General features: G+C 66.7%; 10 protein-coding genes. All 10 read left to right on the top strand.

The genetic code is table 11. The features are described 5' to 3' along the window. Window positions 1-102: 102 nt before the first annotated feature. Window positions 103-642, top strand: coding sequence for a hypothetical protein (locus tag RBR11_RS15145; RefSeq protein WP_308490207.1), 540 nt, complete (start codon window positions 103-105; stop codon window positions 640-642). Between the two features lie 112 nt (window positions 643-754). Then, window positions 755-1,042 carry a hypothetical protein gene (locus tag RBR11_RS15140; RefSeq protein ID WP_308490206.1) on the top strand — a complete coding sequence of 96 codons (288 nt, stop codon included), beginning with the start codon at window positions 755-757 and terminating at the stop codon, window positions 1,040-1,042. A 464-nt stretch (window positions 1,043-1,506) separates the two neighbouring features. Next, a complete protein-coding gene (locus RBR11_RS15135; protein WP_308490205.1) occupies window positions 1,507-2,073 on the top strand; it encodes a hypothetical protein in 567 nt (188 codons plus the stop codon). A gap of 156 nt (window positions 2,074-2,229) precedes the next feature. Beyond that, window positions 2,230-3,075 (top strand): hypothetical protein, encoded by an 846-nt coding sequence (locus RBR11_RS15130; RefSeq protein ID WP_308490204.1) that lies wholly within the window; start codon window positions 2,230-2,232, stop codon window positions 3,073-3,075. Next, the gene (locus tag RBR11_RS15125; protein WP_308490203.1) at window positions 3,075-3,572 is read left to right on the top strand and encodes a hypothetical protein; all 498 of its coding nucleotides are present in this window, start codon (window positions 3,075-3,077) and stop codon (window positions 3,570-3,572) included. Before RBR11_RS15130 ends, RBR11_RS15125 begins: the two co-directional genes overlap by 1 nt. A 121-nt stretch (window positions 3,573-3,693) precedes the next feature. Next, entirely contained in the window at window positions 3,694-4,281 is a 588-nt protein-coding gene (locus RBR11_RS15120; protein ID WP_308490202.1) for a hypothetical protein, read from the top strand. A gap of 251 nt (window positions 4,282-4,532) precedes the next feature. Then, window positions 4,533-4,979 carry a hypothetical protein gene (locus RBR11_RS15115; protein WP_308490201.1) on the top strand — a complete coding sequence of 149 codons (447 nt, stop codon included), beginning with the start codon at window positions 4,533-4,535 and terminating at the stop codon, window positions 4,977-4,979. A 131-nt stretch (window positions 4,980-5,110) separates the two neighbouring features. Further along, window positions 5,111-5,605, top strand: a complete 495-nt coding sequence (locus RBR11_RS15110; protein ID WP_308490200.1) for a hypothetical protein — start codon at window positions 5,111-5,113, stop codon at window positions 5,603-5,605. A 440-nt stretch (window positions 5,606-6,045) separates the two neighbouring features. Next, the gene (locus RBR11_RS15105) at window positions 6,046-12,153 is read left to right on the top strand and encodes an Ig-like domain-containing protein (protein WP_308490199.1); all 6,108 of its coding nucleotides are present in this window, start codon (window positions 6,046-6,048) and stop codon (window positions 12,151-12,153) included. A 46-nt stretch (window positions 12,154-12,199) separates the two neighbouring features. Then, window positions 12,200-13,171: an AAA family ATPase gene (locus RBR11_RS15100; protein WP_308490198.1), complete on the top strand. Its 972-nt coding sequence runs from the start codon at window positions 12,200-12,202 to the stop codon at window positions 13,169-13,171. The last annotated feature ends 4 nt before the right edge of the window (window positions 13,172-13,175 follow it).

Here is a 13,175-nt window from a genome sequence, read left to right as displayed (position 1 = left end):
GCGGCGGAATTTGGGTGATCGTGAGGTCGAACCTCTTGCAGGCAGAAGCTCGGAAAGACTGGGCGGCGGAGACCCGTGCCTGATCCGTTGGTAGGCGCGTTCTTGAAGCAGTTCGCGCGGAGGGCGTCGATCGCCCTGCCGATACCCGTCGTCATTGTCGTCTTGATTCCCGGGCCGGTGTCCGCGAAGGTCTTCGCGATCTTCGGTGTGGCACTGATCTTGCTGCTTGTGCAGGCCATGGAATGGGCGGTCATCTCGAAGCGCAAGGAGAATGGATACGATCGCCGGGTTCCCCTACGGGACCAGGTCGAAGAAGACGTACGACACCTGAGGACCGCCGGCGACATGTGGATCTCGCATCGAGGCGACAGAACGGCGTTTCGATCGGCGGCCCATGTCGATCAGAGGGTTGAGAACCTGAAATCGACTGCTGAGGGACGAGTTGCGCTGACGGCATTGCTCAGAGATTCCTCGCCCGTTGTTCAGCTGATCGCCGCGGAGGCCGTTGTGGAGTGGGACGCCGCTGCGGCTCGGGACGCGGCGGAGGAGGTCCTCTGCGAGCCCGCCTATTACGACTGGATTCTCCAGCGTGCGGCAACAGACCTTGCACAGTGGACGGAACACGGATCCGGCACGTCGTGATGTCTGGTCGTGCGTCAGCCGACACCGTGGCGCCGTCGTCGCCCGGTTGCTGTGGTGTCCCCCGCGGCACAGCTACTCTGACGGGGTGGGCGAGGAGAATTGGAGCGCTCCCGTGAAGTTTCTCACCGTGCTTTCTTGGTTCCTGATACTGCTCGTACGCGGCTGTCTGCTTTGGATTCTTATTGCTTTTGCTTGGCTGGCTTGGATCTCCGTTCATTCATGGGCCCAGGATGCGTCGCCAAGTCAGACCGTGACGTGGTATGACCGCAACGTCGTTTCCGCTTTGGCGAACGGGCCGTTCCGCCTACTCATCTTGCCGAGCGAGCGACCTCAGTTCATCGGCCTCGCGGACATGGGAAAGATCAAGCCGAACAGGATCACCTTGCTCACTTTCAATTAGATTGCGACCATGATTCTGGTACCAGCACATACTGCACGAGTCGCCATTATTGCGGTTGGGGTGACCACCCGACCTGGGGCGAATTTTACCGCGCGGGCAGGATATCCAAGGGGCCATGAATATGCTCCGGGCCAGTTGAGTTGAGGCGCTGAATGGAAGCATCGGGTAACCAGGGCACGGAGCATAGCTTGGCGCTGTATGCGGGGTGGCTGTACCGGCGGTGGAGGATCTTCCATTGGTTCGCAGTAGCACGACAGTCATATCGGCTCTCATCCCAGGGCTCGGTGGCTACCTAGTTGGTGCCGTATTTGGCCTTACCATGGGGCTTCCAACGGCCATTGAGCTGGTCGCTGGAATATTTGAACCCCTTCCGGACGGAAGAGAGCGAGTTGCTTGGTGAGAATGGGGAACAGATGAGGATTCTAAGCCCGGACGGCCCGCCGACCGTTGTAGTGAGAACCGTCATGATGGGAACCGTCGCCGTTGGCGGCCTAACTTGCCTGTATGTCGCGTTGTTCCAAACCCCTGATTCAATGCCCTGGCAGCTCGCCCTCATAGGGCTGCTGCTGTTGGCTGGTGCGGCACTGCAGCTCTGGCAATGGGGCTTCCTGTCAATCAATGCAAGCCGGATGGTGCGCCAGGAACGTCCTATTGCGTGGGCATTGATCCGAACCGGGTATATCGAAAGCGACGACGTCGTTATTCAGTTCTTGCGGCCTGGGTGGATATTCGTGTTTCATGACCGGGTCGATATCTTTGATGTGCGATACGCAATGACGCCCAGGTCGCCGTCTCGTAACGTGCTTAGTCTTGAAGCCGCAGATATCCGTGAAGTTTCTATCTCGCGCCGGTTTCGTCTCTCGTACGATCACATCTTCGTCGACTTGGCAGACGGGCGCACCGTTGAGATCGAGATCACCCCGAAGAATGGGTGGACGGTACGAGGAGCACGTCGAGAGGAGTTGGAAGAGGTTGCGAGCGCGATTAAGGAGGTAGCGGGTGGTTCTCGGGGCCGTGTCGGAAGTAGCTAACGGCGAGTGTGCCAAACGGATCTTCTCGGCGCCGAGGTCGCGCCCGCGAAGAAGTTCGCTGCGACACAGGCGGACGCGCAGGATATCCAGGGGCAATGGAGATGCTCCGGACCAGTTGAGTCGAGGCACTGAATGGAAGCATCGGGTAACCAGGGGATGGTCGATGAGCAGGGCTCGGCGCTGTACGCGGGGTGGTTGTACCGGCGGTGGAGGATCTTCCACTGGTTCGGAGTCGTGTGCGCGATCGCAGCGGGGATCCTTGCCTTCGCCGGAGTACTCGCGGAATGGTCTCGATCGGCGGATCGGGGCGGTGCCGTCGTGTCGATCAGCCCGCTGCTCATCGGGCTGATGTTCTTCAGCGCAGAGAAGGCGCGGAACTACCGGCTCTGGTGGGGTGCGGAGATCGCCACTGGCGGAGGCACAGTGCCCCTGCAGTATCGGACTCGGATCTCGGACTACGCCCTCTGGGCGGTGCCCCTCTGTTTGGCTGCGTTGTCGGCCGCGCCGTTCGTCGTCACCGGAGGACTGACGACCGCTCAGATGGGCACCACCGTGGTGATGCTGCTCTACACGGTGGTCGCGCTCGCCGTCGTGATGCTGCGCGGGGACGGACTGCGTCGCTGGGCGCGGCGGGTCGCGGCAACGAGCGGAGCCGTGGCCATCCCCTACGACTCGGCACAGCTCGTCGGGCGGGATCGGACCCTGGTGGCGTCCTATGCGCGCGGGGTCCTCACGTTCGATGGGTGCAGAGTCAGCGTGCAGCAGTATCCGTTCGGCGTGCCAGACGAACGACCGGCCCTCTCGTCGTTTCCGGAGTCGATGGGACAAGCGGAGCACGCGCGGCGGTTTGGCTGCTACCCCACACTCGTTCTCGTCGGGCATGAAGGGACCCGGCTCGAGGTCGTCCTCGTGAACCCGCACCGGTTCTCCCCGCGATACGGCGGAGGCAGGCGCGAGGTCGGTGCGGTTCTTCGGCTTCTGGATGAATCCCAGGAGATGTGATGTCGGTCGTTCTCGTCGTTCTCGGCGTTGTCCTGATGGTGTCGAGCGTGCTGATGGTCATTTTCCGCCGGCGCGTAACCGAAAACATGGTCCGCGCCGGGGCTGTGCCGGGGGGAATTAGCGAGCGGCCGTGGTATCCGGTCGTGATCGGTGTCATGCAGCTCTTGCTCGGGGTATTTCTTGTGACGCTCCCGGCATTTCCGTCCGTCCGGGCATCGTTGCGGCACTCCGGGTTGGTCTTCGATGCGGTGGCAGCGGGCCTCGGTGAGTGGGCGATGCCGATTGCGGCTCTCGTGAACGCCACGGCAGTCGTCTCGGTCCTGGCCGGCGTCCGCATGATCTTCCGATCGTGGAGGCGGCGCGAAGATTGGCGAGTCGGTGACCGCGTGGTGATCCCCGCCCGCGATCGAGTGATGATCGGCGTCGGGACGGCACTGCTCGCATACGGGGGGATCGGGTTCGTCGCGGGCGTCGCGTTCGTGCTGCTTGAGGGATGACCGCCGCCTTCTTGATTGTCATCTTGTGGCACCACGTGGCCAACCTGGAAGCTCACTATGTGTAACCTTGGTGTTCGCTGGATGGATCGTCAGGGGATAGCTCCAGAACGGGGGATTCGTGATGAAGGTCCGATCGATGCTCGTTACGGCTGTTGGGTTGCTTGCCGTGCTGGCAGGACTGACGGTCGCCGAGTCGGCGTCGGCGTCGGTGGTCGTCGCGGCGGCCCGCTCGTCCGAGGACCCTGCGGCTTCCCCCGAACCGGCGCCGTCCGAGGAACCGGCACGCCCCTTCGATGTGACGGATCTGCCGGCGCTCCCGGTGGGAGACCTGCCGTCGATGGTGCCGCAAGTGCCGGTCGGGGAGTCGGAGCCGGCGCGTCCGCTGCCGGACCGGACGATCTACGACACGTCCACGGCGCCCAACGCGCCCGCTCCGAAGTTCGACGTGTCACCCGAGGCAGCCGCCTGGTTGCTTGCTGCGAAGGACTCGGTGGTCGGCAAGTTCACACGTCCAGACGGAGCTCGCGAGGCCCAGGATTCGACATCGCAAAACATCGCAGCATCCGATCCGACCTCGGCAGACGTGGCCGAGACGGGCCCGCTTCGGACGATGATCGGTCCTGTCTTGGTGCAGCGACCTGCGAGCGCCCCCGGTGTTCCCTACGCCAGCCGCGGCTGGATTCGCGTGGGCATGTACGGCCGGTATTGATGGCGCGAGCGTCGGGTGCGGCGGGGACCGGGCGCTTCGCGGCGGAGAGCGAACGGGCGCCCGACTTGCAGGGCAAAGGGTGAACGATTGTGACGTCATATATTCCGGATGCGACCTGGGCCGTGGTATCAAGAATAGTTCTTGCCTGCATATTTGTGCTCGCGTGTGGGGCTCTTTTTTCCGCCGCATTTTTTGCCGGGACCGGAGATCCTGACTGGTACCTTCTCGTTGTTGGTGTCTTGTTTCTTGTCATGGCATTTGTGCTGCTTCGGCAGTGGGGTCTTATGTCCACAAATGCACGCAATGCGGCGAGTCTTGCGCAACCAGTTGCGTGGGCGTTGGTCCGCATGGGTTACGTCTTGAAAGACGACATGATCGTTGATCGACTGAAGCCGGGATGGGTGTTTGTTTTTTCAGATCACTTGGAGATCTTCGATGTGCGGATGATCCTTTCTGTCCGGTCGAAGGCGCGAAGGGCGTACTCGTTGTCGGGTGACGCGATCAAGGAGGTATCGGTTGATCGACGTGTCCGAGTCGGCTTCGACCATGTCTTCATGAATCTCGCTGACGGGCGCGAGGTCGAGATCGAGATCACTCCGAAGAATGGGTGGACGGTACGAGGAGCACGTCGAGGGGAGTTGGAAGAGATCGCGAGTGCGATTAGGGAGGCGTCGGGCGGTTCCAGCGACCGTGTGTGAAGTAGCGATTGGTCAGGGGTGCTTAGTTTAGTTAAGAATGTGGCGAATTTGAGCCCGGACTCACCCTTGGTGTTGCGGCACGAACTGCATTTGCTGGGCTAACGTTTCTCATTGGCCTATATTGCCTATATGTGGCGATCTTCGCGGAGATGGAAGTCCCGGTTTGGCTTCGCCTCAGTCTTGCTCCGATCTGCTTCCTCGGCGCATTTGGTCAGCTTTGGCAATGGGGACTGTTGTCGATCAACGCCCGGCGCGCCGCGATTGTTGCCAGTCCTCGTGAATGGGCGCTGCTTCGAACGGCATATGTCGCCAAGAGCGACGCCGTCAACGAGGTTCTTTCACCCGGTTGGCTGTTCATCTATGCGGACAGGGTAGATGTGTTCTCCGTACGCACAACCCTTTCGACGCGATCCAACGCGCGTCTGGCGCACTCGTTCAGCAGCTCCCAGATCGAGAGGGTATCGATTGGGCGACGCTCTAGAGTCACCTTCAATCACATCTTGCTCGTTCTTGACGACGGGCGGGAAGTTGAGATCGAGATCACGCCGAAAGATGGTTGGGCTGTACGGGGCGCGCGTCGATCTGAACTCGAAGAAATCGTGAACGCGATGCCACATTCGAAGTGATTAGGCGCATGCGCTGATGTGTTGAGGCGTTGCGTGATGCAGGAGACCGTGGCTTTGGGGGCTCGCGTCACACCGCTGGCCTGATCTCGGCCTTTGCGAACGGTCCGTTCCGATGGTTCATCTCCGCGACAACGAGGCATCGGTTCGTCGGCCTCCCGAAGATGGGCAGCATGGAGGTCTACAGGATCACCTTCATGGAGGTGAACCGAATCGTCGCGGATCTGCTTCGTCGCGCGCGAAGCGGCAGGCACAGTGGAGAACAGCGTTTCGTCTCGGTCGGCTCCGCCGTCCTCGCTCAACGACCCCGATTTGCATCGCGCGCCCCCGGCATGGGGAGTTCTCCCCATCGCGGGGCGTCCAGGGGCGCCGGGTAGACTCGCCCGCGTATCCCCCTCCTGTGCACGGTCGGGGGATCGCTGTGACGTCCGGGGGGATTTTTCGTGGTGAAGTCGTTCGCGTGGCTGCGTCTGCGTCCGAAGAGCCTCGCCTCCGCCGCAGCGGTCACAGCCGCCTCCATCGCCGTCGCCGGCATGGCGTTCGCCTACGAGGGCAACCCCACTGCCGAGGTCGACCTGCATGACGGCGGCGTGTGGCTCACGAAGACGGCGAGCCTGCTCGTCGGGCACTTCAACAACGAGTCCCGCGTGCTCGACGGCGGCCTGCGCGCCGCGAGCGAGAACTACGACGTGCTGCAGGCCGGCGGCACGGTGCTCGTCACCGACCACGGCTCCTCGACCCTGACGGCGGTCGACCCGGCCCGGGTCTCGCTGGGCGACGCGGTCGCGGTGCCCGGCGGCGCGAAGACGGCCCTCGGCGGCACCACCGTCGCGATCCTCGCCCCGAAGGACGGCAAGCTCTGGGTGCTGCCGGCCTCCGCCCTCGGCGGCTTCAAGGCCACGGGCAGCCGGCCGTCCGCCGTGCTCGGCCCCGACGCCGATGTCACGGTCGGCCAGGACGGCACGGTCTACGCCGTCTCCGCGAAGGACCGCGCGATCGTCACCGTGCACGTCGACGCGCAGGGCGCCCCGCAGAAGCCGTCCACCGAGGGGATCGACCTCGGCCAGGGCGCGAAGCCGAGCATCACGGTCGTCGGCGCCACCCCGGTCGTCCTCGACGCCGAGGCGAAGGCCGTCTACGCCGCCGGGCACCGCACCGACCTGAACGGCGCCGACGCCAGGGGCGCGGGCCTGAAGAGCACCGACGCGGCCGTGCTGCAGCAGGCCTCCGCCGAGAACTCGTCCGTCGCGCTGGCGACCGCCGATGCGCTCGTCTCGGTCCCGCTGGATGGATCCGCTCCCTCTGTGAAGGAGGCCGGCGGCATCGGCGCCCCGGCCGCTCCGGTGTTCGTGAAGGGCTGCACCTACGGTGCGTGGGGCGGATCCGCGACCTTCCTCCGCGACTGCGTCGGCACCGCGGACGATCTGAAGACCTCGATCGAAGGCGCCGAGCACAGCACGTCGCTCGTGTTCCGGGTGAACCGCGACGTGGTCGTGCTCAACGACACGGCGAGCGGCGCCGCCTGGCTCGCCACCGACAACCTGCAGCGCGTCGACAACTGGCAGGACATCGTGCCGCCGGAGGGCGACACCCAGAAGCAGGATCAGACCGCCGACGACCAGGTCGAGACGACCCTGCCCAAGCGCACACCGGAGAACACCCCGCCGGTCGCCCGCGACGACACCTTCGGCGTCCGGCCCGGCCGCACCACGATGCTGCCCGTGCTGGACAACGACAGCGACGCGGACGGCGACGTGCTCGTCGCCTCCCTCGCCCAGGCGCAGCCCTCGATCGGCGAGGTGCAGCCGATCAACAACGGCGGTGCACTGCAGATCGCGGTGCCCGACAAGGCCAGCGGATCCGGCACGTTCCAGTACCAGGCCGACGACGGCCGCGGCGGGAAGGCCACCGCGACCGTCACGATCGACGTGCACGACTGGAGCCAGAACGCCCCGCCCAAGCAGCAGCGCGTGCCCGGTCTGATCGTCGAGGCCGGCGGCTCGGTCAAGTACAACGCCCTGCCGGACTGGATCGATCCCGACGGCGACGACATGTACCTGAAGGACGTGATCGCCGCCCCCGGCGACCAGGTCGACTTCACCCCCGACGGGCAGTTCACCTACCACGCGATCGCGAGCATGCCCGGACGCAAGGAGATCAAGGTCGTCGTCGCCGACGCGCTCGGCGAGCTGACCACCGGCACGGTCCGGCTGGATGTGCGCCCCGCCGGCACCACGGAGCCGAAGACCGAGGCCGACCACGTCGTCACCCGCGCCGGCGAGCAGGTCACCGTGTCGCCCCTGCTGAACGACTCCAGCTCCGGTCGCGAGCCGCTGCGCCTCGCCCGCGTGGACGAGGTGCCCGGCGCCGTGCTCACCCCGAACTTCGCCGAGGGCACGTTCACGTTCCAGGCGGCGCTGCCCGGCGTGTACTACGCGCAGTACCTCGCCAGCGCCGGCCCGAACGCGGTGCCGGGCCTGGTCCGCATCGACGTGCTCGACAAGACCGCCGAGGCCGCCCCGCCGATCGCGGTGCGCGACGTCGCGCTGCTGCCCGCGGGCGGCGACGTCCTCGTCGGCGTGCTGAACAACGACATCGACCCGGCCGGCGGGATCCTCGTCGTGCAGTCGGTGACGGTGCCTCCGCACAGCGGGATCTCGGTGTCGGTGCTGAACCACGAGACCGTCCGGGTCACGGATCAGGGCAACCTGAACCAGGAGGTCCGGTTCAGCTACAAGATCTCGAACGGGTCGAAGACCGCCGAGGGCGACGTCATCGTCATCCCGATCCCTGCTCCGGCGAAACTCGAGCCGCCGGTCGTGCACGACGACACCGCGGTCGTGCGCGCCGGCGACGTGGTGACGATCCCGGTCCTGGCCAACGACAAGCACGCCCCCGGCACGACCCTGCATGTCGCGCCGAAGCTCGTCGAGCCGCTGATCGACCCGAAGTACGGCGAGGCGTTCGTCTCGCAGGACACGGTCCGCTTCCGCGCCGGCCCCACCCCGCGCACGGTCTACGCCACCTATGAGGCGGTCGACTCGAACGGGCAGAAGGCCGCCGGGTACATCACGATCCAGATCCTCCCCGTCGACGAGAAGACGAACACCGCGCCCCGCCCGCACGACCTGACCGTGCGGGCGCTCAGCGGGACGAGCGTGCGGATCGCCGTGCCGCTGGACGGACTGGATGCGGAGGGCGACTCGGTCGAGCTCGTCGGCCTGGACTCCGCCCCCAAGCAGGGGCAGGTCACCGAGATCGGCGAGAACTACCTCACCTACCAGGCGTTCGACAACGCCTCCGGGGTCGACGCGTTCACGTACAAGGTGCGCGACCGACTCGGCAAGGAGGCCACCGCGACGATCCGGGTCGGGATCGCGCCCGGGACCAGCGTGAACCAGCCCCCGTACGCGGTGAAGGACTCGATCGTGACCCGGCCGGGCCGCACGATCGCCGTGCCCGTGCTCGCCAACGACTCCGATCCGGACGGCGACGTGCTCTCCCTGGTGAAGAACGGCCTCGAGGTGCCGCCGGTCGACGGGCTCAGCGCGAAGGTGTCCGGTGACCGCGTGCTCGTCACGGTCCCGAACCACCCGGTGCAGACCTCCGTCCAGTACACCGTCGCCGACTCGCACGGGGCCACCGCCACCGCGCCCGTGCAGATCACGGTCGCCGATGACGTGCCCCTGGTCGCGCCGATCGCCCGCGACGACCGCGTGCAGGCGTCCGACGTGAAGGGCAGCAGCCTGCAGGTCGAGGTCCCGGTGCTGAAGAACGACGAGGACCCGGACGGAACGGTCGACGACCTGCAGCTGAGCGTCGCCGACGGCGACGCCAAGGTCATGCCGGACCGCACGATCCAGGTGACGGTCACCGACCAGCGCCAGCTGATCCAGTACACGATCACGGACCAGGACAAGCTGACCGCCTCCGCCTTCGTCTTCGTCCCCGCGCTGAGCGAGCTCGCCCCCACGCTGAAGTCGACGAAGCCGCTCGAGGTGAAGAGCGGGGAGACCAAGGAGCTGCCGCTCTCGCAGTACGTCACGGTCGCCGGCGGCGGCCAGGTGCGCATCACCGAGGCCGGCAAGGTGAGCGCGGTGAACGCGAACGGATCCTCGCTGATCAAGGACGAGCACACCCTCGTCTACACCTCCAAGGCGGGCTACTTCGGCGACGACGCGCTCACCTTCGAGGTCACGGACGGCACCGGCCCGGACGACCCGAAGGGTCGCAAGGCGACGCTGAGCATCCCGATCACCGTGCTGCCGCCCGACAACCAGCCGCCGGCGTTCACGAACGCGCAGGTGTCGGTCGCGCCCGGCGAGCCCGCGCAGTCGGTCGACCTCGCCGCGCTCACGAAGGATCCGGATCCGGGCGACGAGAAGAACCTGAAGTACGAGATCGCCAAGCAGCCGGGCGGCGGCCTGAAGGCGAACCTGGAGGGCTCCACCCTGAAGGTGAGCGCGGACTCGTCGACGCCGAAGGGCAGCGCCGGCACCGTGCAGCTGAAGGTCACCGACGGCAGGACCACGCCGGTCGACGGCACGGTCTCGCTCACCGTCGCCGCGTCGACCCGGCCGCTCGCGGTCGCGAACGAGGACACCGTGCCTCAGGCCGACCAGGGCAAGGCCGTCACGATCCCGGTGCTCGAGAACGACATCAACCCGTTCCCGGACAAGCCGCTGAAGATCATGGCGGTCGACGTGCAGACCGGTACCGCGTCCTCCGCGGTGCAGGGCGACAAGGTCGTGATCACGCCGAGCAAGGACTTCATCGGGCAGGTCGTCGCCACCTACCGGATCCAGGACGCGACGAAGGATCCGGATCGTGAGGTCGAGGGCCGCATCGTCGTCACCGTGCAGGGCGTCCCGGACGCCCCGGGTGCTCCGCAGGTGACGAGTGTGCAGGACCGCACCGTGGTGCTGAGCTGGGCTCCGCCGTCGAACAACGGCGCCGAGATCACCGGCTACACCGTGCGCGCGACCAGCGGCGGCTCGTACACCAAGCAGTGCGCGTCGACGACGTGCACCCTGGACGGGCTGACCAACAACGTGACGTACACTTTCGCGGTCACCGCGACGAACCGCGTCGGCGAGGGCAGGCCGTCGCCGTCGTCCGGACCTGCGCGTCCGGATGCGCGCCCCGACACCCCGAACCCGCCGACCCTGAAATTCGGCGACAAGTCGCTCCAGGTGTCGTGGACGACACCGACCACGCCCGGATCTCCGGTGTCGTCGTACACCCTGGAGATCTCGCCCGCACCGCCGAACGGCGTCACGCAGAAGACCGGCGTCACCGGCAATTCGCTGACCTGGGACGGCCTGGAGAACGGCGCTGCGTACCAGGTGCGCGTGCAGGCGAAGAACCTGGCGCCCGAACCCTCCAGCTGGAGCGGCTGGTCGGCGACCGAGATCCCGGCGGGACCGCCCACCGCGCCCGGCACGCCCACCGCGCAGAGCGCCCCGAGCGTGGGCAGCCAGTCGCAGATGACGGTGTCCTGGACCGCTGCCGGCGCGAACGGCGATGCGATCTCGAGCTACGACCTGCAGGTGCTGCAGGGCGGATCCGTCGTGCGGACGATCACCGGGATAGCCGGCACGACGACCTCGCAGAACGTCACCGTCGACAACTCCACGGGCGACTACACGTTCCAGGTGCGCGGCAACAACAAGGCCGGCGCCGGTGTGTGGTCCGCGGCCTCCAACGCGCGGCGCGCGTTCGGCCAGCCGGGTGCGACGACGATCACCTCGGCGACCGAGGGGAACAACAACATCGCGGTCACCTATTCGCTCGCCGACGCCAACGGCGCGAGTGCATCCGAGATCCACTACGAGTACTCGACCGGCGGTGCGTGGTCGCGCAACTGGGACGGCAGGAACATCCCGGCGGCGAACAACGGCACCTACACGGTGTCCGTGCGCGCGTACTCGGTCGTGGCAGGGCAGGAGTCCCAGCCGGGCCAGGCGGGCTCTCGGAGCGGGCTGCGTCCGTACGGGCCGGTGGGCACGCCGGGCGCGTCGGCGACCAACAACGGCACGAGCGTCACGCTCGGCTGGTCGGCGCCGGCACCGAACGGCCGCTCCATCCAGGTGATGAGGATCAGCGTCGACGGCGGCGCCTGGCAGAACGTCGGACTGAACGGCACGACGACGGTCGGCAACGGCTACTCGCAGTCGCACTCGATCCGCGTCCAGGCGTTCGACTCGGCCAGCCCGCAGCAGTCGTCGCAGATCGCCACCGCTTCGGCGACGACCGACGCGCCGCCGCAGCCGAAGGCGTGGACGACCCGGGGCTCGAGCGCCCAGGGCATGCCCGGCTGCGCCACCTCGGGCTGCTCGTACTACGTGATCAACGTGAGCAACTACGCCGCCGGCTCGTACCAGATCCAGTGCGTGGGCCCGGACGGCGGCTACACCGACAACGCCGGCTACCCGGTGAGGATCCCGGCCAACGGCTCGGTCCAGCTGCAGTGCTACAACGGCTACCCCGGGCAGCACTTCGTGAGGATCGTCGGCGGCAATCCCTCCGATTCGACGCCCGCCACCTGGTGATCCCCACCGTCCGATTCTCAGAACCCCTCAACGAAAGACCCACACGATGACGATGACCCCCGAACAGGCCGCCTGGTTCCAGGGCACCTTCGCCCGCCTCGTCGACAACGTCGACCGGGCGCTGCAGGGCAAGCGCGACGTGGTGGGCCTCGTGCTCTCCTCGATGCTCGCCGAGGGGCACGTGCTCCTCGAGGACGCGCCCGGCACCGGCAAGACGAGCCTCGCGAAGGCGATCGCGGCGACCGTGCAGGGGACGAGCACCCGGATCCAGTTCACGCCCGATCTGCTTCCGTCGGACGTCACCGGCGTGACGATCTACGACCAGAACTCGCACACCTTCGAGTTCCACCGCGGCCCGGTGTTCGCCTCGATCGTGCTGGCCGACGAGATCAACCGCGCCTCGCCGAAGACCCAGTCGGCGCTGCTCGAGGTCATGGAGGAGTCCCGGGTGACGGTGGACGGTGTCGCGCACGAGACCGGCCGTCCGTTCCTCGTGCTCGCCACGCAGAACCCGATCGAGCAGGCCGGCACCTACAAGCTGCCCGAGGCGCAGCTGGACCGCTTCCTCATCAAGACCTCGATCGGCTACCCCGACCTCGACGTCACCGCGACGATCCTCGCCGGCGCTGCGGAGCGCAACCCCTCGGCCCGGCTCTCCCCGGTGATCACCACGAGCGCGGTCGCCGACATGGCCGACCTCGCCGCGTCCGTGCACGTCGAGCCCGCCGTGCTCCGCTACATCGCCGAGCTCGTCGAGGCCACCCGCTCCGACAGCGCGATCCGGCTCGGCGTCTCGGTCCGCGGGGCGCTCGCCATGGTCCGCATCGCCAAGGTGCGGGCGGCCGCGCACGGCCGGCACTACGTGCTGCCCGACGACGTCAAGGCCCTCGCCCGGCCGGTGTGGATGCACCGCCTGCTGCTCGACCCCGAGGCGGAGTTCGCCGGCACGACCCCCGAGACCGTCGTCATCCGGGTCGTCGACCAGATCCCCGCCCCGCAGGCCCGCGCCGCGGTCTGATCCC

The sequence above is a fragment of the Microbacterium capsulatum genome, assembly GCF_030865425.1.
GTDB lineage: Bacteria > Actinomycetota > Actinomycetes > Actinomycetales > Microbacteriaceae > Microbacterium > Microbacterium capsulatum.
The sequence above is the reverse complement of the archived record's forward strand: the minus strand, read 5'-3'. Positions and strand labels throughout refer to the sequence as shown.